At 45.8% G+C, this 24,037-nt stretch carries 22 protein-coding genes; 9 read left to right on the top strand and 13 right to left on the bottom strand.

Features of this window, described 5'->3' with window-relative positions:
• Positions 1 to 127 precede the first annotated feature (127 nt).
• From ACJJI7_RS16475 to ACJJI7_RS16465, 3 genes are all read left to right on the top strand, one after another.
• The gene (locus ACJJI7_RS16475) at positions 128 to 601 is read left to right on the top strand and encodes a hypothetical protein (RefSeq protein WP_282950758.1); all 474 of its coding nucleotides are present in this window, start codon (positions 128 to 130) and stop codon (positions 599 to 601) included.
• A 1-nt stretch (position 602) separates the two neighbouring features.
• Positions 603 to 1,454: a DUF2971 domain-containing protein gene (locus ACJJI7_RS16470; protein ID WP_444901724.1), complete on the top strand. Its 852-nt coding sequence runs from the start codon at positions 603 to 605 to the stop codon at positions 1,452 to 1,454.
• 102 nt (positions 1,455 to 1,556) lie between these two features.
• Complete coding sequence (locus ACJJI7_RS16465) at positions 1,557 to 2,708, top strand: hypothetical protein (RefSeq protein ID WP_444901725.1); 1,152 nt, start codon at positions 1,557 to 1,559, stop codon at positions 2,706 to 2,708.
• A 145-nt stretch (positions 2,709 to 2,853) separates the two neighbouring features.
• Here the strand turns inward: ACJJI7_RS16465 and ACJJI7_RS16460 are convergent, their stop codons facing one another.
• From ACJJI7_RS16460 to ACJJI7_RS16440, 5 genes are all read right to left on the bottom strand, one after another.
• Complete coding sequence (locus ACJJI7_RS16460; protein WP_282950763.1) at positions 2,854 to 3,117, bottom strand: hypothetical protein; 264 nt, start codon at positions 3,115 to 3,117, stop codon at positions 2,854 to 2,856.
• A 30-nt stretch (positions 3,118 to 3,147) separates the two neighbouring features.
• Positions 3,148 to 3,831 (bottom strand): hypothetical protein, encoded by a 684-nt coding sequence (locus ACJJI7_RS16455; RefSeq protein ID WP_282950764.1) that lies wholly within the window; start codon positions 3,829 to 3,831, stop codon positions 3,148 to 3,150.
• 260 nt (positions 3,832 to 4,091) lie between these two features.
• Entirely contained in the window at positions 4,092 to 4,829 is a 738-nt protein-coding gene (locus ACJJI7_RS16450; RefSeq protein ID WP_282950765.1) for a hypothetical protein, read from the bottom strand.
• A gap of 387 nt (positions 4,830 to 5,216) precedes the next feature.
• Positions 5,217 to 5,744: an SMI1/KNR4 family protein gene (locus ACJJI7_RS16445; RefSeq protein WP_282950766.1), complete on the bottom strand. Its 528-nt coding sequence runs from the start codon at positions 5,742 to 5,744 to the stop codon at positions 5,217 to 5,219.
• Between the two features lie 960 nt (positions 5,745 to 6,704).
• A complete protein-coding gene (locus tag ACJJI7_RS16440; protein WP_282950767.1) occupies positions 6,705 to 7,007 on the bottom strand; it encodes a hypothetical protein in 303 nt (100 codons plus the stop codon).
• Between the two features lie 165 nt (positions 7,008 to 7,172).
• Between ACJJI7_RS16440 and ACJJI7_RS16435 the strand changes: the two genes are divergently transcribed.
• A complete protein-coding gene (locus ACJJI7_RS16435) occupies positions 7,173 to 7,973 on the top strand; it encodes a potassium channel family protein (protein WP_282950768.1) in 801 nt (266 codons plus the stop codon).
• A 275-nt stretch (positions 7,974 to 8,248) separates the two neighbouring features.
• On the opposite strand, the gene ACJJI7_RS16430 is transcribed toward ACJJI7_RS16435, so the two are convergent.
• Positions 8,249 to 9,103: an FAD-dependent oxidoreductase gene (locus ACJJI7_RS16430; protein ID WP_475717085.1), complete on the bottom strand. Its 855-nt coding sequence runs from the start codon at positions 9,101 to 9,103 to the stop codon at positions 8,249 to 8,251.
• 446 nt (positions 9,104 to 9,549) lie between these two features.
• Here ACJJI7_RS16430 and ACJJI7_RS16425 point away from each other — a divergent pair, with 446 nt between their 5' ends.
• Both ACJJI7_RS16425 and ACJJI7_RS16420 read left to right on the top strand, forming a co-directional pair.
• Entirely contained in the window at positions 9,550 to 9,918 is a 369-nt protein-coding gene (locus ACJJI7_RS16425; protein ID WP_282950770.1) for a putative quinol monooxygenase, read from the top strand.
• 469 nt (positions 9,919 to 10,387) lie between these two features.
• Complete coding sequence (locus tag ACJJI7_RS16420; RefSeq protein ID WP_282950771.1) at positions 10,388 to 10,942, top strand: hypothetical protein; 555 nt, start codon at positions 10,388 to 10,390, stop codon at positions 10,940 to 10,942.
• A gap of 371 nt (positions 10,943 to 11,313) precedes the next feature.
• Here the strand turns inward: ACJJI7_RS16420 and ACJJI7_RS16415 are convergent, their stop codons facing one another.
• The 7 genes from ACJJI7_RS16415 to ACJJI7_RS16385 form a co-directional block, all read right to left on the bottom strand.
• The gene (locus ACJJI7_RS16415; protein WP_353375467.1) at positions 11,314 to 11,601 is read right to left on the bottom strand and encodes an NAD-dependent epimerase/dehydratase family protein; all 288 of its coding nucleotides are present in this window, start codon (positions 11,599 to 11,601) and stop codon (positions 11,314 to 11,316) included.
• Positions 11,602 to 11,674: 73 nt separating this feature from the next.
• On the bottom strand, positions 11,675 to 11,896 hold the full coding sequence (locus tag ACJJI7_RS16410) for a Rossmann-fold NAD(P)-binding domain-containing protein (protein ID WP_444901726.1): 222 nt from the start codon (positions 11,894 to 11,896) through the stop codon (positions 11,675 to 11,677).
• A 197-nt stretch (positions 11,897 to 12,093) separates the two neighbouring features.
• Positions 12,094 to 12,582 carry a hypothetical protein gene (locus tag ACJJI7_RS16405; protein ID WP_282950772.1) on the bottom strand — a complete coding sequence of 163 codons (489 nt, stop codon included), beginning with the start codon at positions 12,580 to 12,582 and terminating at the stop codon, positions 12,094 to 12,096.
• Positions 12,583 to 12,899: 317 nt separating this feature from the next.
• Positions 12,900 to 13,166 (bottom strand): hypothetical protein, encoded by a 267-nt coding sequence (locus ACJJI7_RS16400; protein ID WP_020415179.1) that lies wholly within the window; start codon positions 13,164 to 13,166, stop codon positions 12,900 to 12,902.
• 132 nt (positions 13,167 to 13,298) lie between these two features.
• Entirely contained in the window at positions 13,299 to 16,994 is a 3,696-nt protein-coding gene (locus tag ACJJI7_RS16395) for an efflux RND transporter permease subunit (RefSeq protein WP_444901727.1), read from the bottom strand.
• Positions 16,995 to 17,010: 16 nt separating this feature from the next.
• Positions 17,011 to 18,039 carry an efflux RND transporter periplasmic adaptor subunit gene (locus ACJJI7_RS16390; RefSeq protein ID WP_157533703.1) on the bottom strand — a complete coding sequence of 343 codons (1,029 nt, stop codon included), beginning with the start codon at positions 18,037 to 18,039 and terminating at the stop codon, positions 17,011 to 17,013.
• 78 nt (positions 18,040 to 18,117) lie between these two features.
• Positions 18,118 to 19,440, bottom strand: a complete 1,323-nt coding sequence (locus tag ACJJI7_RS16385; protein WP_020415176.1) for a TolC family protein — start codon at positions 19,438 to 19,440, stop codon at positions 18,118 to 18,120.
• 368 nt (positions 19,441 to 19,808) lie between these two features.
• Here ACJJI7_RS16385 and ACJJI7_RS16380 point away from each other — a divergent pair, with 368 nt between their 5' ends.
• From ACJJI7_RS16380 to ACJJI7_RS16370, 3 genes are read left to right on the top strand one after another with little or no spacing between them, the layout of a single operon-like run.
• On the top strand, positions 19,809 to 20,516 hold the full coding sequence (locus ACJJI7_RS16380) for a TVP38/TMEM64 family protein (RefSeq protein WP_020415175.1): 708 nt from the start codon (positions 19,809 to 19,811) through the stop codon (positions 20,514 to 20,516).
• Positions 20,516 to 22,759, top strand: coding sequence for a hypothetical protein (locus tag ACJJI7_RS16375; protein ID WP_282950776.1), 2,244 nt, complete (start codon positions 20,516 to 20,518; stop codon positions 22,757 to 22,759). The genes ACJJI7_RS16380 and ACJJI7_RS16375 overlap by 1 nt, the downstream gene beginning before the upstream one ends.
• Positions 22,756 to 24,030 carry a glycosyltransferase gene (locus ACJJI7_RS16370; protein ID WP_020415173.1) on the top strand — a complete coding sequence of 425 codons (1,275 nt, stop codon included), beginning with the start codon at positions 22,756 to 22,758 and terminating at the stop codon, positions 24,028 to 24,030. Before ACJJI7_RS16375 ends, ACJJI7_RS16370 begins: the two co-directional genes overlap by 4 nt.
• Positions 24,031 to 24,037: the final 7 nt, after the last annotated feature.

The raw sequence follows: 24,037 nt of genomic DNA, 5'->3' as shown, positions 1-24,037 counted from the left end.
GGCCCTAGCCTCTTGTGCCATTTCATCAACTAAAAGAGTGCCCAAAATCGGCAGGCGTGGGGAGGAGTGACCGACGCCCCTTTTTGCTGCACAATTATTGATCACAGATAATCAGAGGGAACTGGTAATGCGTATTTTTACGGGGTTTTTAAAGGTAAGTGCGTATTTGGTCGCTTTATCGGGTTGCCAAGACGCAATGAAGAAAATTGAAATCTATCCAACGATAGATAACCTAGTAGAAATTGAATCAGATCGACTCAAAATCATAGAAGCCAGGAGCGCTGATGACGGCATCCAGATTACGCTAGGTGAATCATCTAGCAACCGCTGTAATATTCAAATCCAAAATAAAAAATTAGGGTCAAAAATTATGTACAACTCCTTAGAGGATCAACCCGGAGGAGTTAAAGCCAGCTGCCAATGGAACGGTAAACACTTCAAGCAGTCTCGCAAGCACTTCACCTCCCTTGCTCTAAGGCTTGAAGAGGATTCAATTACTATTGACCTTCAACTAGCTGATCCAGGCAACAATCATTTTTTAGCTTTCACACTCTTTGAAACCTCATTATCAAACCAGTTAAAAACGAAAGGACAGATGTAAAGTGGGATTAATCTATCACTACACTGATATCAATGGACTTCACGGAATTATCGGTGAAGGTGAATTTTGGCTGACTGACAATCGTTTCCTCAATGATCACACTGAAGGAAAATACGCAGAAGCTATACTAAGTGAATTTAGTAGCGAAATACTAAGTGAATGTAACAAAGATCACAGCATAGATATTCTTTCAGAGCTAATGCAAGAAAATCATATAGATGGGGGCGGTAGAATATATGTTGGATCTTTCTCTGAAGAAAACATTTTAAGTCAGTGGCGTGGTTACTGCCCGAAAGAAGGTGGATACTGCATAGGTTTTGACATGGCTCAACTCAACGATATATCTGGCTTTCAACTTGAAAAATGCAATTACAACAAAAAAAAGACTATCAACCAATGGAAAAATTTAGCAAATCGCATCAATGCAGACTATGAAAAAGGTGCCGGACCACAGAAATATATAATTCATGAATCTGCTTGGGAAAAAGCATACCGTATAATTCCGGGAATTCGCTATTCAGCAGAAATAAATAAAATTAAGATGACTAACAAACACCCTGACTACATAGATGAAAGGGAAACAAGGATATTTAAATTCGCAAAACCAAAAACAGAAAGCAAGAACAGTGAATTTAGAGCAAGACTAGAAGAAGATCCAGAAGTTCACTTCAGGAAGTCGAAAGGAGGCTTAGTGCCTTACATCAAACTTCAGGGTATCGACACCCTCGTAAAGAAAGTACACATCGGGCCACAGGGTGATACAGACCTAAACATGTTGGCACTTGAAGAATTTAAGAATCATAATAAAAAACTGAAATTCGATATAGAAAAGTCAAACACACCACTTCGATAAGAAAAGGGAACAAGAACCTCAAAGCCCCCCACTCACAGAAAACAAAGAATTAAAGCAACCGTTTCTAGATAAACATAAAGGATGTTAAAGAAGGGTCTTGATATGCACAGAAGTCTTCACGAAAAAATGGTCAGCATACTAACCAAATCTGAAGTAAAAGAAGACGCCTCACTCTGGGAATACCCCTTATTTACATACACATTGTATATAGGAATAATTGTCACACTCACTTCAATAGTGACGATTTCTATATTACTGGGAATTCAAACAACCGGAGAGGGTGCGAGATATGAAGCTTGCATATCTATGAACTGCATCAACAATTTCTTTATATATTTTTCACCCGCAATAAAAATATGTACAGGCTTTCTTGCAGTCCTTGGTGTTATTGCCCTTGTATTTCGTAGTGAGCAAACAGCCACTCAAATCTCAAATGCCAATAAGACACATAATTACGAATTATCAAGAAATCGTGAACTCTGGGAGCACGAACAAGCTAAGACAGCCTTTAGTCAGTTTTTTCAACACAAAGAAACATTTTTTTCTCTTATAAATTTTTATGAAGAAAAATTTCAGATCACCTTTCACAACAAGCCAACGATGTATAAAGATTGGTTTTCCGGGAGTACTGTAACCACTTTTGACACACGACTATACGATTATTCTGGAGGGCCAATATCTGCATCAACACATCTAATTTCATTTGCAAAGGAAGCTAGTAAATGCTCGATCACATATGCATTTTCAGAAATCCAGCTAGCACACCAAAGATACACTTTAATTAAAGCTTTAAACGACTTAAGAATTCCTCAAAACTCCCACATATCAAAATCCATTCAGGATGATACTTTTACACTCGGTAGCTTTGAAAAATTGCTAGAAATAACTCAGGGGATACTAGAAATATCCTCCAACGATATTACAATGCATAGCTTTTTATCTACTATGGCAGAAATATATGAACGTTCTGGATCTTTGTTTAGGCAAATCAATAGACGCCAAAAAACACCAAATGACCGAGTTTTAATATGTATATTTGGTGAATGGTATGAAGCGCTAGATGGGCCAGCTATAGGATATACATACTCTAACCAAGAAATAGACTACCACCTTAGATTTTTTTCTTGTCCAAAAACAGAGAAGTATTTATATCCTTCATTTGAAACCCGTGAAGAAATAGCGGAAGGCAGTTTAGACGAATGTGTTGAGATCAACATCATAGATGAGGATGAATGGGAACAAGCCACCCAATGAAAATAAAATCAGTATTAGCTCGCAACTTCTAACCCACATACGATGCTGGTACAGCGTTTATCCCATGCGGGGGCTTTTCCTGATTCCGGGGTGATAATTTTGATAAGCACCACGGATCACTGTGGTGCTTTACTTAGTTATAAATTCACAAGCCCACACCTAAGCATGGGTATTCCCTCTCCACCAGTACCCCGCCCCGCTCAATCGAGTACTCAGTAAACTTGCCTGTCACAATATCCAGAATTTGCAGCCAGGAATAAAACTCCGCCTTCTTTGATTTCGCAATCTCCTCCGCCAGCTCCTTTGCCGCCTCTTGAGTTGGCGCAGAGTCTCTATAGCTTTTCGCTCCACCATTCATCAGGTGGACTCGTTCGGCAAAAATGGCATACCTGTTTACTCTATTATTCATAACTTCTCTCCTTTTAAGTGTATAACCAGCTTAAGCCCGCACCGCGCTAAGCTGGGATTTCAAACTATCTGCACTGCTCTTGTGCCCATTAATTGCCGCCTCTTGGGTTGGCTTCTGCCCATTCCCAGGGTGCGAGTGAGTCGCAAGGGTGGCGGCCAGGGCAGACACTACGCCTATTAAATCCTCTAGCACTTTCAGCACGTTTAAAGATTCACTGCCCAACCAAACCTTGCCGCCATCTTTTACTTTGATAGTTTGGCGGACTTTGGCCACTGATTCGCGAATATTTCCGATTTGCTCCTTTATGTCACGGCCCGCTGAAATATTAATATCACTGGCTGTTGTAATATTTAGATTGTCGAGAGCGGATAAGTTCAGACCGCCAGCAGATAAGAAACGTAAAGCTCCAAGGGCTTCAATTATTTTTACGCCGGCCACCTCTTCTACGGAATGTTCCCGCACTTGTCGATGTTCGCTATCGCAGCTCGCTTTAACTTCAGCAGCCTCTGTAATTCTGCGTAATGATTTCTCGCGTATGTCACCGTGCGTTTCCCGGCTCCATTCTGCGCTGGCGTCCACCTTTTGCCGTACAGAGTCGCATTGCTGCCAAATTAAATCTTCACGGTCGAGCGCTGGGAGCCCTACCCCATGCGATAACACCGTGCGAATAAATGGTTTATCCGCCCGGCCATAGGCGAAATCTATTTCAACCACTGTGCCCGGTTGAGGAAAACCAAAGGCCCCCGCATAGTGCAGAATGGGGACAAGCAGAGCCCGTGAAGAAGAAACCCTGATTTATACGAGAACCCTATCGGAGTTAAACCAAGATCATCAGACACTAGCTCTTAATCATCTGGAAATAGTTTATAAGCATGGAAAAAAGAGAGAGGGTAAAAAGAAGGGACTGCACAGCAGTCCACGTTAACAATTTACTAGTGTGTAGTTATTCAGAAGGTGTCCTATCAAAGTCAAGTCTAAACCACCAGGAAACTTTGGGCCAACTCTTGAACCTCCCTCTTAAGTATGTCCTTGCCCTTTTCATTATATTCATCAGTAGCTAGTATCATTATGCCAATAACATCGTTGATATCTTCTCTTTGTTTTTCCTGACTTTTTGTTAGAGTTACATTGCCATCTGCATCAAATGAATAAAATTTCTTTCTACTTAAACCCTGCTCGCTATCAGTTATGTGAGTAACTCGAATTCCCCAGTTTTTATTCTTATATTGTTCTGGCATATCATTTTTTACAAAACTCTTGATACCTGTATCCAAATAACTATTCAATTTCCCTTCAAAGTTTTCCTCGGAGATATTTCCAATAACTATATCCGCAATCAACCTGTTTGAGGCTGGAGGCGGCAACTCACCATTCGCACCACTAAGTTGTGTCAATGCAAGACCAACATTTTTCAAGGCTCCTCTTTGAGAAGTCGCCGTGGACCACTTCTGCTGGGTAACAGTAACACCTTGTCCAGACCCGTAATATTGGTCACCATAGCTGTCATTTTCCAATGCATCTCTACCCGTCCTGTAAAGCTTCCTAAGCTTTGTGATTTCGTACAAATGACCAGGCAAATCTCTCAAGGTAGAATTCCAATCGGTAGATATCCTAGCAGCAACACCCGTCATTAAGACTTTGACGGTTTCACGGGCAACACCATATCCAACCAATTCATCGCCAATTGATTTCAATTCGTTTATAAATGACACTTCCGCCCTCCTTGGGGAGATCCTTGTGGAATGGAACCTTCAGAATATAATTCGATTAAAAAATATTAAAGTATCATACATAGTCGGTCAACAATTAAAGGAAGCCATACTTCTGCTTACATTAGCGATTTATACATCTAAATACTTTCGCATATAATCAAAAATAATACGATATAGTAACGAGGGTCGAATAAAATATTTATTTCACCCTCAAAGCGGAATTCTGTCTTTGACATGGTTATTCAAACTGCAAGTTGAATCATGCGCTAAATTCTAGTGCACGAACTCATCACGATAAAAAGGCCTAGAGGGGAGTAATAGTATATTAAACCTGACCTGACTACTACCAATAGAAAAAATTGATAATGTCAGATCAACTTTGAACCGCTACAGGTATGGAAATAGATGGATGTACTTCTTAGGATCTACGTTAGCTTCCCGTACTAGATCTCTAATTGCGATTTCTATGTACTCTTCCAATGTTTCCCCCGTGGGGTTAACTTCCGCTCCATCTCTTCCATAACTTATTTCATGTACTATTGGATTAGCGTCGCCACCACACTCGAAGAAAAGTAGTTCAGCACCATCTATACACCTAAAAACGAAACTACTACCTGGTAATTTATCACTATCACCCTCCTCTTCTAACTCTTCCCTAACCTCCTCTTGAAACTTTACCAGCTCATCAATAAGCTGAAACCCGCGTAGTTCATCTAACCACTTTGGGCCCCTTCCAAAAACACTGAGGAAATCAACGTAGGCTGCCGGAAATTTTAACCCTATACTTTTTTCGACCTCACAAATAGCTTGTAAATCCGACCCAAATTCATTTGGGTCGAATCTATATCTAGAGCTTGCAAGTGCTGCTGCATATTCAGATAACTTTGCCGAAAGTCCCATATTAAAACCCTTCAATTGTAACACCAAGGTCACATTCTGCATTAAGAAGAATCTTAAAGGCAAATTTTATCATTACCTAAATCAATAAGAAGCTAAGATAAGACTATCTCTTTTCACTAGATCTCTCCTTTCAGCAAAAATACTCGAAAACGGGGCTAACAAAATTGTTTCCCCTTTAAATTTATCCTTGAGAATTCGCAGAACTGGGCACGCCCTCAGCAGAAAAAATGGATACCTATAAGCCTATGATAAAAACTACTGAGGCAGAACAAAATATTAGGGCGGCTACGCCAATTGGATACATCAAGAACTTCGCTGTTTATTCTCTTCAACTTTTGTTGCTATTTTCTCCAACCAGGCTTTAGCACTTTTTATAGCTGTTAGTTTTGAATCACCATGGACAAGCAAATGCAAACTTCCCACACATGCACGGAAAACAGAATTACCTACTTCGAGGTCGGGCTCTGCCGTCACACCAATACCTAATAGAAATTTGGCTCTTTCCGTGATTAAACAATTTTTTTCATATGCTTCTGTTTGATCTTCGGTAACTGTTTATCCTCCACTAACCTTAAGGAAATCCTTCTTTCTCAAATGAATACACTTTCTTTAGATATAGAAGGAACATCAATTTCCCTAAATATACCCTTGGCTGGCACCAGTAAACTGGCTGTTGGTTGTAGTTTCCTTGGCCAAGCCTGAACTGGTAGCGCGAGAGCTTAGCGTCTAGCTAAGGTTGCATCGCTCTGTACTGATGTAATTTCGATCAATACAAAGCGGCCGCCGCTGGGTGCTCTGCAATAGTGGGGCCGAGACGTCCGCGCAGGAAATAGCCCAATTACCAAATGCCTGAGCTGATTTATTCGCCTCGCCAAAGATGACAATTTAATTGCCGATCAGCGCCCCACTCTGGTGGTTTACCAACTCGCCGAGGATGCAGTTTTCCAAGGTCCGGCCTCTATCATACAACTACACCTATACGCAGTTGTATGTGTCGGGGATTTCTGGTTTGTGCTTGACCAGAGTGGTTACCAGCTCGCCCACAACCGCTTGCACATTAGTGCTGCTGGATTCGACAAATTTCTGCCCACTGTCGAGCGACAGTGCCATTGTGATGCTGTACCAGGGGCTATTGCTGCCGGCGAGTGCGATGCAATAGCCCGGCTTGCTGTTTTCACCGCTGGGTAAGACACGGCACACCAGCTTTGCTGGCCTGCATTTTGATATTGTAGAATCTGCCCCCTGAATAGTGAAGGTGCCGAAAACCAGGTTTCCCATGATAAGTAAACCTCCACCAGTGGGTGCCACCAACGGTCTTCTAAGGTATGCTCGCGGCAATCCTGATCCGCATGGGCATGACTAAGGGAAAAGCATGTTTTACTTACACATGGAGAGTCTAGAATAGAAATAAGGGCCTTAAACTAGAGATCATGGAATGGATAAATGACTCGTTTTCTTTCCTTCCTGACCTGGAAGAAAATACTTCTAGGTTACTTCTCAGTCATTTTTATTTTTGCTGCCATCTATAGTAGCTGCAACTCCTGCCTCAATGAGCAACTCGGCTTTTCAAAGAGTATCTACTTCAGCATCGTAACAATTACGACATTGGGATATGGAGAGATTTATCCGGTCAGCAAATTTGGCTTTCTGCTGACCTCCATGGAAACACTACTTGGAATTGCAACCTTCGGCTTACTTCTCAATGAATTCACCAAATATCAGTCTGCTCGTCAGGAAAAACTAAGACAAATTAAAAGAATTGGACAACTGAAAAATGCATACCACTATTTTAGGGTTCACATAGCTGACTACTGCACCACCGAAATAAAATCGGCAACACACAAAGAAAAAACTCCAGCACCGCATGACATGATGGGCTTTAGGGAATATCTTGAGGCAAATAACAAAGTAAATATCAATATTATCAAGCAAATACTACCAAGAAATTCCAGATTCCGACTAATGATAATGACTGAGTATAAAATATATGCCAGGCAAATAGAGCTGGCTTGCTTAAGCATAAACCTTCACGATACAAAGCTATTAGATTTCTTTTACAGTCATATAAGCCAATCTGTACGGCTTGAAGGACTGAGTAGCGCCACGGAAACACTATCTGAAATTATATTAAATTTAATCAACGACATTATGGCGGGCATAAGCCCAGATGGAGTCAGGCGCGATCATGATGTATATATGGACTATATCAATTCCCTAGAATCTCATGTCAGAAAGGAGCTTTAGACCATTAATAGTGTCGCTATACAAACTTTAAATATCTTCCACCAGATAGATAAGACCAACCAGCAACGAAAATCCTATAATGGCCATATTAGTGAATCAAACTTCAGTTCAAATGATTAACACTCTACAACAAACCGGCTGAGCCTTCTCTTAACAAATGGTAAGTACTTGGCTGCCGCCAATACTGTATTGAACTCCATTCTTGCAACCAATGTTTTCGCAGTGACGATTTTTCTACCGCACTCAGTGATCGCTATAACTTTTTTATCTTCCCTCTACCGAACCTCTGAATATCCATCCATCTGATTTCCAGCCATACGCTTAGCCAGCTCAACTGCATCTGCAATCCCCAGGTTCATCCCCCGTCCACCTACTGGGATGCAGCAATGAGCGGCATCCCCAACCAAATGTATCCTGCCCTTTGAATAGCTCTCAGCTTGGCGAACTGAGACTTTAAAAACACCCTCGCTTCGAACTTTGTGTATCTTCAGAGGCAGCGGAAATGCTTCCAAAGCATTCTCACAACTGGATACAAAACGAAAGCGGTTCTCTCCGATCGGCACAGATACCGCGACTAAACCCGGTTTCATCTGAGTTAAGGTAAATGTTTTTGAGTATGGCCAGTTTTCAACTTCAACATCAGCTATTGACCATTTCTCTTTCAAGTCAAAACCCGGATAGGCAATATTGGCACATTCCCTGACTGCGCTGTGAATACCACCAGCCCCTACAATATAGTCGAACGTTTCATTCTCTCCATTGGAAAGTTCCGCCACTACCTGATTACCCTCTTTATTGAACTGTAAAAGTTCAAGCTGATATTCGACTTGAACCCCCATGGCCGATAAGGTTGCTGAGGGGACCATCTCTATCCTATCCTTGGGCAACCCCAGAATTGTAGGAAAATAAGAGGAGCAGGAATGGAGAGGCATTCTCATAACCAGGCGTGTTCCCTGATAAATGCGGGCTTCTTGGATAGCAATACCCTCCTCAATAAGCTGCCTGGAAACGCCTAACGGAGAAAGCAGCTCAAGGCTGCGAGAGGTAATACCCACGGCACGGCTTAACGTTGACGAGCTATCACGTTTATCAATGATCCTTGCGAGAATGTGCCTAAGGGCTAGTTCCACCGCAAGCGTAAGACCGTTAGACCTGCACCTACAATTAATACCTTCATAAAGTTCCGGCAAATTACCTCTTCAAAAAGATAGCACGATCAGCGGGGGGACATTCTGCAATTAACCTTACGAACCACTAATAGCTCATATCTAATAAAAGCTCAAAATATATTACCTGACTTACTCGTCATCCTTATTGGCCAGCTCTAGAGAGTGTCCTGTTTATTACCAATGAGTTTTGTAACTTCTCTTGACCGCAGTGATTAATTGCCTAGCACCTGTCCCGCAAAAGGGGTGAGACCGACAAGGAGATTTTTAAAGGACAAGAGCCATGTATCCAAAAGTCCCATCTAGAATACAGCTGTGTTAACACAGTTTTTAGGATACCAAGAGCACTATTTCTCACTCTCTTGGCAAATGTGTAAGTAGTAATGTCTTTCGGTAATGAGGTAGCGGGCATGTTTAACAATGTTGGTTGGATTATCGAAGGGAAGATCAAGAAAGGACGTGAAGCCGAATTTAAAGCTATCGTCGATGAGATGGTAGATGCAACTAAAAAAGAAGGTGGGACATTGAACTATCAGTACTATGTGACTGATGATGGGAAAGTGCTTATTTATGAACATTTCAAGGACTCGGAGTCCGCTCATAAGCACATAGATTCCTGGGATGCCTTCGCCGAACGGTGGATGGCGGCTGCTGAGCCAACACGCCTTGTTCACTTGGGAGATATGCCCAAGGAGCTAAGAGAACGCCACTCAGGCTTGAAATCGATCCTGTATCATCCCTATGCAGGCTTTGATCGTTCCGAGGGAAAACTCCACTGAGTTCAACACAACCTAATTTTACCTGACAAAGTTTCACCAGTCTGGTCGGTTGCTTTATTAAGCACAACCAGCTGGTGAACATAACCATTACAACAAAAATTAGCCTTTGCTATCTTTGTTGAAGGCGTTCCAGCTCTTGTTAGAATTGTTGGCTTTATCATTCCCGACCCATGATTTTCTGCCCTATATATCACCGGTAATTTGTCATTCATCACCACTGAGCACTTAGTAGTTGTGGTACTTGATGCCGTTAACAGAGGACGGAAAAGTGGGCTATGCGGCTATGCTTCAGAACCAGTAATATGGCAACTCCACTAGGAGCCCACCCCTTCCCAAGCCTGAAAGTACAAATCTTGAGCAATTAGAGTTCCACAACTAGACGACCAAAAAAGAGGCTTAATTCCTGCATGCGACACCAAATATGAGATAATCCCTTGCCATGAAATATCCATCGCATCAGGGAAGGTATATGACCAAGCTCGCAATCACTCTGACGGCTCTCTTGTTAGCCGGCTGCAGTGCGACAACAAGCCTTACACAGAAAAGCTCTGCCGAGGTCCGGCAGGGCGTGACAACAATACACAGTACTATTGGGAACCCTGGAATCGCCTACAGTGGCCCTCCAATGCAGGCGACCACTGACGGTTCAGACCTCAATTTGGTCTACTACGAACTCCGTGCTTTTGAGCCTGAAACTGGCGGTTCCATCCGTTACCGCTTGGTCATCGATATAACTTATAGGGCAAGTTGGCGTAACTACGTATCCGCAACCTTTAGTGGTAGAACAAAAGTCAATGTGACCCAATTAGAGAAAAGCGTCCTTAACTGCACAGGTGTTACCACTTGCATGCTCGAAGAGACATTAGAGGTTCCTGTAGAGGAAGAGCAAATAGTCAGCGCGCTCAAGCGCAGAGAGTCCCTCAGGGTGAAGCTCAGGGCAAAGTCGGGTCACCGCTCCGTAGTTGAGGTCCCAACATCCTACCTAATGGGCTTTTACGCTGCTATTGTAAATCGGCAGGGGTAAGCGCAACTGGGGCCGCGCAAACCCTATTCGCGGCCTATTCTCCCCCCCCCCCTCTGGGCACGACCTGGCTATCTCGCCCGCACAGTCTTCTTTAACCCCTTCTCTACCGTTTCTGGTGGCCTCCAACCTAACAACCTCTTTGCTTTTCTTTATATTCACCCGTAGGGAACCGCATAATCGCTCAGCCATAGCTCTTTTTCCAAGCAGAGAAAGCCCCATAATCAACAGGGACTTTGTCACTGGTACCAGTCGGGAACGGTACCCCAAAGCGTTTGAAAGCCGGGTTAACAAGTCGGAGAGTGACATGTCCATATCATCAGAAACCAGGAAGACCTGGTTTGCAGCCTTTTGGAGCGCAAAACAAGTAGTGATCAGGTTATAAACAGAAACCACAAACTATGACGGTTATCTATTGCACCTAGTGATAGAGGTAAACCCCACTTGAGCCAGGACATCATCGATTGAAAGTTCGCTTTCACTTCAGGCCCATACACTAACGGAGGTCGGATAAGCACTACCTCCATTCCAGTCTCCTCGGCCAACGCCAATAGGGCATCTTCTGCTTCTTTCTTGGAAATTCCATAGGGATCGAAAGGGTGATGCCCTTCATCTGCATTAAAGGAAGCCCGGCCCTCAGCAGATTCCCCATTAACCTTGATCGAACTCAGTTAGATAAAACATCTTACTCCAACAGAGGCTGCATCACTGGCCAGCTTTAAGGTGACCTCAACATCAACTTTTCGAAACTCTTGAAGGGGGGTCCGCAGAAACTTCCTGTATCACATGCACCCTGGCGGCAGAGTAAATCACCACATTAATATTCTCCAGAGCCCTACACCAGTTAGTTTCAGCACTCAAACTGTCTATCTGGAAGCCACCTTCTACTGCCTGACGATATACCGAGGTTACGGTATAGCCCTTCCTCCTTAAAGTCGGTAATAAAGCACTCCCCACAAAGCCACTGGCCCCAGTTAATAGTAGATATTTTCCAAAAGACCACTCGCGCCCCAAAAATAGTATTTGTTTGTTAGTTTACCTTTGGGCTGAGAACAAGTCATCGTGTGGGACTAATCGGAATTTGCCATAACAACTCATGCGAGGAATGTAATTAATAGAAGGAGCTATAGAATAAGATTCATTTAAAACACAGATCAGTGAATATCGGAAAAGTCTGTGTCACAACTACGTCGTCGGTTCCTTTCCGCATTCTTCAACCGGGCCCTTACATTTTCCAACGCCCGTTCGTGGGGTTCGGCTGTTTCCCAAGTACCCCAGCGCTTTTCCCAGGCTTCACGAGCGCGTAAGCAGGAGATAGCTTGGTGGTAGTGCCATTTTGCCTTATTGCAAGAAGAGAGCCCCTTTGGCGACTTGCGATCACAGATATGATGATAACGCTTATGGGCCATTTGTGCCTTAAAGTCCTTCTCAGTCACAGCATCGAAATGCCTGATTGCCGGCGCTCTCTGGCTGCGTTGTTTAGCTACATTCCCAGAGGAGCGAATTACTACAGCTCCCAATAATTCCGCCGAGGCATATCGGGAGCAACTTCTATCAAGGCCATGATAAGTGAGAAGTGACGGGGCTATCACAACAGTTTCCAGGTCTAACAGGCCGGCGTGAGCTTCCAGGCAACTGATCAATGGCCCTCTCCCTTCTACCTTTCTACAATCCTCAAGACTTGCAGTACTGGCAAAAAGTACAGGAGTAAATAATACGGTTAGAAATACAATAAAAACAGCGATATGGGCACTCAGAACTAGCTTTGTGCCCAATCCAATTGCTGATTTGAAAAGCCCTAGGCCCCTGGTTATCCGGGGCTGATAGCTGGTTTGCGATGGCCGTGGACGAGCCAGCAATAGGAAAACCCTCCGGAGCTATCCATATTAGAATTTCAAGCGAAAATTCTAGTGTCTAGGGATAACGTTTCCAAAGTAATTTAGTTCTATCCGGTTCTCCACTACATATGCTTCTTCAGTTCCTTATGGGTTAGTACCGGGGTTACCCAGATCTCTGCTCCCAACACCGCAAAAAAATTTTCATTGTAGGCCATTAATTTATCTTGGCGTTTTTCCTCAAAGATAAAAATTGCTGCCCGCTTACCATCCTCTAGAAAGAAGAATGACGACTCCGGATCTGCTGAAGCGACAAATTCATTGAAAACAGCAGACATGGATTTGTCAGCTATAGAATTGTTACCTGGTTTTACCGGTATCAGAATTTTCATTAGAAGGCGCATGGAGAATCCTCACATTTTTGTGTAGAGAGAACTGGGTCCAAACATAGCTAATGCCGATAGCGTCAAGCTGCAATCGACGACAATTCCCTATATTTATACTTTACGGAAAAAATGAGAAGATTAAGCTGTCACAGGGATGTCGCCATCTCCTTCCTTTACACCGCGCTCCTCCCAACGGATCCACTTCAAGTCCACGACCATGATCGTATACAAAACTGGCACCAACAGCAGCGTACCGCAAGTGGCCAGGATCAAGCCGCCAATCTGAGCAAAGCACAATGGCTGCCACAGAGGACCACCATGGACAGCCAGAGGTACCAGAGCAAAAGTAGTAGCTGAAATAGTGATCAGAATTGGACGCAAACGCATAATGCCGGCATCCAGCAAGGCTTCGCGGAAGGGGTCACCTGCGGCATGACGAATTTCAATAAAATCAAATAACACTATGATATGGCTGACGATTACTCCCACAAGACTGACAATGCCCAAAAAGGCCATAAAACCAAATGGCTGACCAGTTACATAAAGAGCCAGTAGTGCGCCCACCATTCCAAGTGGCACCGTAGCAAAAACAACTAATGGTTTAAGCAAATTACTGAACTGAAACACTAGAGCCAAAAATATTGCACTGGAAGATACACAGAGAATCATCAGCAGTTGCAGAAATCCATGTTTCGCATTTGCCGCGTCTCCAGAGACTTGCAACTGGTATCCGCTCGGTAAAGTATTTTCCAGTTCATCTAGTTCATCTTTTACATCTGCCATAATATCAGAGGAAATAAAACCGGCATATGGAAAAGCAAAGACCGTTATTGTTCGGAATTTCTCAAGGCGATGAATTCTCTCAGTTCTAAATCGGATACTTGTTTGTGCTACTTGCTCTAGTGGCACCCGAACATCGCTATCTGCAGAGAAGACATAGAGGTTATTAATATCTTCAAGCTGACCTCTCTGATCCAACCGTAAGCGAGCGACAATAGGTATTTCTTTATCTCCCTGTCGCAAGGTAGCCACTTCTGTGCCATTAATTCCGGTTGAGGATGCGAGTGCTATATCTGCATTGGTCACACCAGACATTGCTGCACGATCCTCCATTACATTCAGAAGTAAAGTCAGGCTTTCACCTGACCAGTCCTGGCGAACTGTTCTCGCATAAGGCGACTGCTGCACTATTTCTTTTACTTTTTCAGCTGTCTGGCGAAGCAAGAGAATATCTTGCTCTTCCTGCACTGAACCAGTTGTAACACGCCCGGAAACCCTAATTGCAAATGGATAAGTCACTGGAGTAGTTTGCAACTGGCGCACATCTAAATAGGCACCTGGAATATTTTCAGTTAGCGCCTGCTGAATCTTAGGGGCCAGCACCGGAGTCAAATCTTTGTTACTCAGCCTGATGATAATTTGTCCGTAATTAGGCTGCTGTTGCTGCGGGTTAATTGTATACCAGAATCTCGGCGCCCCTCCACCAACAGTGGTACTTAGGGCTTCCAAAATTGAGTCATCTCTCCCTATCTCTTTCTGATATTGGGCAATTGTCTCACGAATAATCTGCTCCGCCTTATTTGCCACACTATCTGTAGCATCAATGCTGGCATCATTTTGCAACCAGATATCCACATAGGAAAGATATTGAACATCATCTGGAAAAAACGCATTTTTAAGCTGGCTTTTTAATGCAAATCCACAAACTAGAATAACCGTGGTGGTCAGTAGAACTAGTTTTCGATGATCTATTGCCCAACCAGCCAAACGATAATAGTGACCTGTAAGGCCTTGCTTACGCTTCAGATCAAGACTCAGCTCCTTGACTTTTGGTGGTCGCAATATAATGTTGGCAATAAATGGCAAAAAGGTCATGGAGACAATTCTCGACGCTATCAAAGCGCAAGCCATTACAACTGGCAGACTATGTAAAAAATCTCCCTGATTACCGGTGAGCAGCAGGAATGGCAAATAGGCCACCACATTGGTCAATGTTGCAAAGAATATCGCTTTTGCAAGCAATGTTGGCCCCAACCAAGCGGCTAAAAATGAAGGTTTTCCTGCCGCCATTTGTCGTTTGATTGCATCCCCGGCCACTACGGGGTCATCAACCAACAGGCCAAGTGCGATAATAAGCGCGGCAATTGATACCTGCTGGATGTCCACGCCCATAAACTGAATAAAACCAAAGGTCATGGCCAAGGTTATAGGAATTGAAATCATTAATAATACTGCTGAGCGCCAATCTGAAAATCCGATGAAAGCAACAATTACCACGAGGATAATTGCTTCAATTAATGCCTCAATAAATAGACCCACACTCTCTTTAACCTGGCGAGGCTGATCGGACACTCTCTCAATGATTAAATCTGGAGGCAAGTCGACTTTAACCCGCGCAAGGACTTTATCCAGAGCTTTGCCAAGTTCACCTATCTGCTCACCATCTAACATCTGCACAGACAAGTTAATACTGCGGTGACGGTGCCAATTACCCTGCTTATTTTTATAGATATAATAATTGAGTAAAGTCGGCGGTGATTCATAACCCAGCGTAACATCAAGAATCCCCCTCAAATATACCGGGGTTCCATCCTCACTTAATGCAACAGGGACATCGCCAATTTCCTTATAATTATTAAAGTCTCCACTGGGAAATATAGGGATGTCCATATTCTCTACAGTTAGAGTACCCCCGGGTATTATATTATTCCTGGCATTCAAGATTGGAGCAATCATATCTGGACGCAAATCATAAGAAGCCAGCCGCTCCTGGGAATAAATCAAATTAACCTGTTGATGTAATACACCTGAACGCAAGACACGCTTCACCTGAGGAAGTGTGCGAATATTCGCCGCAACAAGCTCCGAAAAATCATCCAGCTGCCGATAGCTATACTTAGCTCCAGCTACCATAGACAAACGAGCGCGAGTGCTAGCTAAATCCCTTACAATAATTGGCTGCCATGCGTCAGGAAAAAAAGTTTGTGCGCTCAATCGCTGAATTAGAAATAATTTCCTGGCTTCTGCAAGTTGCTTATCGCTTTTATCAGAGAAAAAATCCACACCTACAAAACCTGGGCCATGGAGTATTTTGAAATCGGCCCCGTAGCCCTCTAACTCCATCCAGTTAGAAAAAACTTGAAGTGCTGCCTCTGCATTAATACCCGCAACAGAAAGTGGTAACGCGACTACCATACTAACACGCTGACCTACTTTTTGTTTCTCTTTATCCCTGTTATTACTGGCATTTTTAGCGCGAATTTTAGATAGGGCTTCGCGAATAGTCTTAGCACGCAAAGCTATTTCATCCGCTCCTGCTGGCGGGCTAGCAACAGCCAACAAAACTGCAGCAGTATCACCAAATTCAGTATTCAGCTGGGTAGACTCTACCCCAGCAGGCAAAGTATTTTGCGCATCAATTAGTTTCAAGTTGAGGTCGTTAAAAGCTTTTGTGACATCCGTATGAGGAGCAAGCTGGGCTTGCACCATGGAAATACCATTTAAAGTTAAGGACTTAACTCCAAAAGAGCGAGCATCAGGCTGATACAAATATTCACTTTGAGCAATAGCATCTTCAATTTGTTTGGTAACTAGTTCCTCTACCTTGACCGCACTTTGTCCGGGCCACGTGGTTGTTGCCATTGCAATACGAACAGGAATATCTGGATCTTTGCTCTTCGGCATAAAAAAATAAGCGAAAATCCCCCAAAGCATGACGCCTACTAAAAGTGCCCAGGAAATAGAGGGGTTATCAACAAAGAAGCGAGCAGTATTAAATCTATGCTCACTCTCCGCTTCAAGTACTTCCTCTCTTGTTTTTTTATCCTGATACAAGTTTCTCAACTCCTTATCAAGGCACTACTCTTACCTTTTCACCATCCCGCAGCTGTGCAGCCCCATTAGAAACAACGCGCTCCCCCATCGACAAGCCATCTAAAATAACGATACTATTGCCAAGAACGGGACCAGGAGTCACCCTTCTAATTCGCGCCCTAAGTATCTCTTTCTCTAATTCAAGAACATACACAAAGAATCCTTTTCCTTTGACTGGATTCGTTAACAAGCAGGAAAGTGGTACAACCACCCGATTTGGTGGGCTTTTTCGTTTTGCCAACGCAAGAGACATCACCATGCCAGTTTTTAGCTCTGCATTTGAGTTAGCAACAGTTACGGTGACAGCAAAAACCCTAGTACGGACTTCCGCCGCTGGAGAAACTTCAGTTACTATACCGGTAAAGATTTTCTCAGGTAGGGATTGTGTGCGCATTGAAAGAATGCTGCCTAGTTTAGTATAGCTAAGCACTACATCTGGCACAGTAAAAACCACTTTCACTCTTGAAGTATCAGCAACAACAAACCCCACTGCTTGTGCATGTACTAAACTGCCCACTTCTATCTTGCGCTGTAGAATTATTCCCGTTAATGGTGAGCGTAATACAGTATCGTTCAGATCCTCCTTCGCTTTATCCAAGTGTGCTTTAGTTCCAACCACCGCTGCCTGAGCTACTTCGAACTCTTCACGCGCGGTATCGTAATCTGGTGCAGTTATACTGGCTGTGGCAAATAATGCTGAAGCGCGTTTGTAATCTAAGTCCGCCTTTCGGCGCTCCGCCTCAGCCTTACTTACATTGGCTGCAGCTTCAATTACCCGATCCCGGTACTGCTCATCATTAACTTCCGCAAGTATCTCCCCCTTTGTTATGTGGTCCCCGGCCTGTAAAATCCGAATTTCTCCCTGTGCCTTGCGGGTTGGAATATCTTCTATATAACCCTCTGTCCTAAATGCCACATCCACTTGAGTGTAAGGATTGACTACAGCTGAATAGGGATACCCTTCAGCACCGCGCTCAGTGCGCGCTACAGCTACCTGAACAGGCATGGGCTGCTTTGCAGGCGGTTCTCCATGGCAACTTATAAGCAAAAATGTAAAAAAAAATAAGGCTAAAGGTTTAAGCACTTAAACTTCCCCCAATGCCTTTTCATACTCTGCAAGGGCACCCCAAACTGAAAGTACAGCGCCGTTGTAATCGCTATTGGCTCGATCAAGCTGGGTTTCCGCCTCCAGCACATCGGTCAACAATGCGGTTTGCTCCCGATAGCGATTAATCATTACCCGGACTTTTTCCCGGTAAGCCGCTTGAAGATCACGTGCAACTTTTACAGATTCCTGCGCAGTACGCAGTTTACGGAGACTCTCCCGCACCTCTATCTCAATACGATTACGTACCTCTGCCATTTGCACCTCAGCGCCCGCAATTTTGCTCGCGCGACTTGCCAACTCGTCCCTCTTCCTCCCCCAGTCATAAAATTCCCAACGCATATCCAGGGATACATAAGCTTCGGCATCTGGAATCAAGCGTACGTTGTAAAGTTTGAGATAGCGAAATTGAATATCTATATCCGGTATATATTCCGATTTCTTGATGTCATAACTGTATTCGGCTTTTTCAATTGCCAGCTGTGACTCAATAAAGTCAGCCCGCTGTTCAAAAGCCAACTGAAGTGACTCCCCCATATCAAAGAGAGCCGGAGGGGGTACCGAAAGGTGCTCAATACTAAACGGTGTTTCTACATTTCTGCCAAGTAACGCATTTAACCTCTCCTTGGCGGTGATCATCTCATCAACACGCCGTTGACGCTCTAGCTCTCGCTGAGCAAGCCGGGCTCGCACATCCAGCAATTCATATTCCAAAGCCACTTGCTGGTCGACATAATTCTTAACCAAATCACTCAAGGAACTAAGAAAAAGTATGGACTCATCTATGGCCTGTAAGTCTCCGAGTATTTTCCCCACCTCGAAGTACTGCAATTTCACTAAATAGGCCACATCCTGTTGGGTCCACCGCACTTTTTGTGCCGCCATTTCGGTACTCACGTAACCTTCACAGATTTCCAAAGCAATGGTGTACAAGCGGGTTAAGGGTTGGCGGACCCCGAGTGAAACCAACTCGGTCGTTCCCTCTTCAGAGGTAATTTCGACATTTACCGGTGGAATAGGCCCAATTTCTGAATCGGGAACCAAACTGCCCTGAGGAAATGTATAGTTTTGAGTAGTAAGGTTATGCTCCACAGCTGCATCCAGTTGAAGGCGTGGGTAACGACGGGTTTTGAGCGCTTCGACCATATCTCCAGCCTCATCAACTTCCAGCGCAGCGCCCTGCACTCGCAAGTTGGTCCTAATTGCTGTTTGCACAGCTTCATTTAAAGGAAGCACAGGCTCGGGGGCAGAGCTCCAGGCAGCGCCGAAGAATATCCATATTGCGAACCCGCCCTTGAACAACGATCACCCCTATTCCGGCAACGGCACAAAACTGGTCAATGCGCAAATAATTAAGATCGAATAAGTATATGTGCTGATCGCCTTGCGCTAAGCTGTGGGGTCCATCCCAACGCCATCCTGTTGTCGCCCTTTTTAAATTTCTTTTCGCAATTATGGACTTAGCTTTTATTAGGCTGGCTTATTTAATATCTCATGGCGACGCCAGTTCTTTTCTAACGGGAATAGGCCAAAAAATAGATGGGTAATCGCTAAGAGGTCAATTCCATCACTGTCACGCCACAAGGAAGTTTCACCTGCCGTTATCCATTGGCTAGGCTAATAACTGGCGGCAATCAAAACCGCCCGTTGTTGGTTCCCCGAGCAGTTCTATGGCGGCGAAGTTTCTTCCAATAGTCGTTTTTTTCATCTGCCTGATCGCCGTGGCTGGGGCACTGAGCCTGATTTTTTATTTTGATTTGGATGAACGGCTGATAGAACTACTGCAATGGCTCAATGAACGGGGTTGGCAAACCAGCCTTCTCTATATCCTCATCGTGGCCGCAGCAATCGTTTTACTGCTACCCGGCGTGATCTTCACCATGGGGGCTGGATTTGTTTTTGGGGTTATTAAAGGCACTATCCTGGTGGTGGCCGGCACAGTTCTCGGCGCCACTATTGCTTTCCTTATTGCCCGCTACCTGTTTGGTGAAAGGCCATCACGCTGGGTGATGTCGCACATCAAGCCCGCCACCATTGGCGAGGTCATCCGGCGGGAGGGCTGGCAGATGATTATGCTGACTCGCCTGGTGCCGCTGTTTCCATTCAAGCTGTCCAATTACTTTTTCGGCCTGACTCCGGTGCGGCTGAGGGATTTTATCCTAGGCAACACTCTTGGAGTGATTCCCCTCACCCTACACAACGTCTATGTGGGCTCTATCGCCGCCGATCTAGCCTCACTTGGCAAAGTGGAGGAACGCACCGCAGTCCAGTGGACGCTCTACATCATGGGGTTTGTTCTCGCAGTGATCGCCCTGATCGGCCTGACTCGCATGGCGCGGCGCGCATTAAAACGAATCGTAAAAGAAGAGGACCTGTGATGCCCTGGATGAAATGGTTACCGTGGCGTTTCTTCGTTCGCAGATTCGCAACTGCCCACGGTTTCCTTGACCCGCTTACATTAATGGCACACCTGCAGCGCTTTGCCGAGCCCTCTGAGGTCAGCGAACCAATTGAGCTGTTGCGTGCTGGGGCAGTCTTTCATGCCCGCGCCCTAATCAACAGTAAGGTTATCCAACACAACCTGGATTGGGTCTGGCCATACTGGATCCAGCGCCAATTCGATCCAAGGGACAAGTCATTCATCCCCCGCGCTTTTTCCATTACTCACTGCAACCTCAGCCACCGCAACTGGACGGCAGTAGGACTACCAGACTGCGATGAGTTGCCGGTTATCGATCCTCGCGGCCTACTCACTCCCCATTACGATGGCTGGTCCATCGATGCTTGGGTAATCAGTGATACAGGCGATGTGCTGACTCCCGCCAGCCTCACCTACTGCGAGCAACACCAGGAGCTAGGTGACGATATTTCGGTGGTGACAGAATCAGCCCTAAAAAGCCTGAAATTGCGCAACTGTATCCGGGTTGAGACCCGACATGGAAAACCCCACTGCGTGATGGATCTCACTGCCAGCTGCCGTGATAGCGGATGGTTATTGGTGGCACTGCGGCCTTGCAATCCCGAAGGAGTCAGCTTCGTGCACAAGGTAAGCTTGGAAGAGAGCGGAAGGCGCTGGCTAATTGAGGACCAGCCCGCTGTTGAATTCGGGCAAGCAGTGGACAAACACTTGGCATCCAACTATCGCGGAGGCGATATCTATTTGCACCTGAAGGATGAACATGGATGTATGTCTGGTGAGTGCGACGTTGGAATGGCCACGGCAGCGGCCATGTTCCGGATTGAACGACATAAGCCACTCAAACTGGATGTATCCATTCCCCTAGGAGAGGAATCTCATACAGGCCAGCCGTCGAAAACTTGGAAAAAAAGCCTAAAAGGGCATTGTACCCTGCAGGTCCCGGATAGGGACTTCCAGTTCTTATATGATTCGGCAATCCGCACATTGATCCTGCACTCTCCCTGTGATGTCTACCCAGGGCCCTATACCTACAAGCGTTTCTGGTTCCGTGATGCGGCCTTTATGATTCAATCCCTATTGTTCGCTGGGCTCACCAGTAGAGCCGAGCGAGCCCTGGATCAATTTCCCCAGAGACAAAAACGCGATGGTTTTTTCCACTCCCAGGATGGCGAATGGGACTCCAATGGCGAAGCTCTATGGATTTTCGATCTCTATTGCCAGCTGAGTAACAGGCCACTAAAACAGGCCTGGTGTGAACCAATACTCAAGGGGGCGCGCTGGATTATCAATAAGCGCCTACCCAAGGACGGAAGTCTCTGCGCCGGTCTGCTTCCCGCCGGATTCAGCGCAGAGCACTTGGGCCCCAACGACTGCTATTACTGGGATGACTTCTGGGGAGTGGCTGGTCTGCATGCCGCAGCTTCAATCTGCACCAGGGAGGGCATCGACGATAACGCCCACCGTTTTAATACCGCAGCCGGTGACTTTCAAAACACCATTGACCGCAGCCTTGCCGAGGCGCAGAAGAGAATTGGCCGCGCAGCAATGCCCGCCTCTCCCAATCGCCGCCTGGATGCCGGTGCCATTGGCTCTGTTGTTGCCGGTTACCCCCTGCAACTCTATCCAGCGGATGATGCCAGACTCACTGATCTAGCGGACTTCCTAATCAATAACTGCTTTGTCAGCGGAGGTTTCTTCCAGGACATGATCCACTCGGGGATCAACGCCTACCTGACCCTGCATATCGCCCAGGTCTTGCTGCGTGCCGGCGACCGGCGCTGCCTGGACCTAATGCGTAGTGTGGCACAGCTGGCCTCCCCCACAGGCCAATGGCCGGAAGCCATCCACCCCCATTCCCTAGGAGGCTGCATGGGGGATGGTCAACACGCCTGGGCCGCAGCTGAATGGATAGCAATGCAACGGAACTGTTTTGTTCGCGAGGAGCAGGATGCCCTAATCCTGATATCCGGGCTACCGCCTGAATGGCTCAAGGATACTTCTGCCAGGAAGCCTATTCTGTTCGGCCCAGCACCAACCCGGTTTGGCGTCATCTCCCTGGAAATTACTCCTGGCGTCATCCCGAAAGTATCCTGGAAAGGAGAATGGTACGGAAAGGCACCGGCTATCGCCATCAAACCCCTCGGCTTTTCACCCACCCTGGTTGGCGAGGGCCTGAATTCCGTAGAGTTGAAAAGTCCATGAACATCGTGATGTTAACCAATACCTACCTGCCCCACGTCGGTGGCGTGGCGCACTCGGTCGCAGCATTCAGCGAAGAATACCGCAAGCGCGGTCACAAAGTGCTGGTTATTGCCCCGGAATTCGCCGAGCAGGTAGCCCGCGAGGAACATGTATTACGGATCCATGCGATACAAAACTTTAACGGTAGCGACTTCTCTATCGCTCTACCTTTTTCTCTCGCCCTAAATGAAAGGCTCGATGACTTCAAACCGGATATTATCCACTCCCACCACCCCTTCCTATTGGGCCTGACGGCACTGCGAATTGCCCGCGAACGAGAATTACCGCTGGTTTTCACTCACCACACACTATATGAACACTACACCCATAATGTGATGGCCAGCTCCCCGGTTGTTAAGCGTTTCGCCATAGAAATCGCTACACGCTACGCTAACCTTGCCAACCTGGTACTCGCTCCAAGTCTCAGTGTTGTGCGGCTACTGCATGAACGCGGCGTACGGACGCCTATTGCAGAGGTGCCTACTGGAGTTCACGTGGAAGAATATTGCGGCGGTGATGGTAGGGGTATCCGAAACCAATTGCATATTCCCGACTCAGCATTTGTAGTGGGACACCTCGGCAGATTTGGCCAGGAGAAGAATCTGCCTTTCCTCTGTGAAGCAGTAGCCCGCTTTATGCACGACCGGGAAAATACCCACTTCCTATTGGCGGGAAGTGGGCCACTGGAAGATGACCTGCGTGACTTTTTCACCCAGCAAGGCCTGTTACAACGTGTACACATGCCAGGCAAGGTTCTCGGTACATCACGGCGAGATATGTACGCCGCCATGGACACCTTTGTCTTTTCCTCAACAACAGAGACTCAGGGCCTTGTCCTGTCTGAAGCAATGGCCAGCGGGGTTCCAGTCATAGCTCTGGAGGCCAATGGAACCCGGGAAATGGTCAAAGACAGAATCAATGGACGGCTACTCAACAACACCGACCTTGAACATTTTGTCTCTGCCATTCACTGGCTACATGACCTACCTCCGGGAGGCCGCAGAGAGTTAATTTACCAGGCGGTAAACACCGCCAGGGATTTCTCCATGAGAAGCTGCGCCCAGCGCGCGCTTGACCTTTACCAACCCCTGGTAAAAAACAATACCCAGCCAAGTCGGATCCACCCAAATCAATGGGGAAGGATATGCAAGTTAATGGGGGCACAGTGGGAAATTATCGAAGGCCTAACCGGAGCCGCTGGGGCAGCACTGAGGCAGGCACCGGAGCAGTAATCCCGAG

The organism is Microbulbifer variabilis (genome assembly GCF_056232115.1).
The sequence above is the reverse complement of the archived record's forward strand: the minus strand, read 5'-3'. Positions and strand labels throughout refer to the sequence as shown.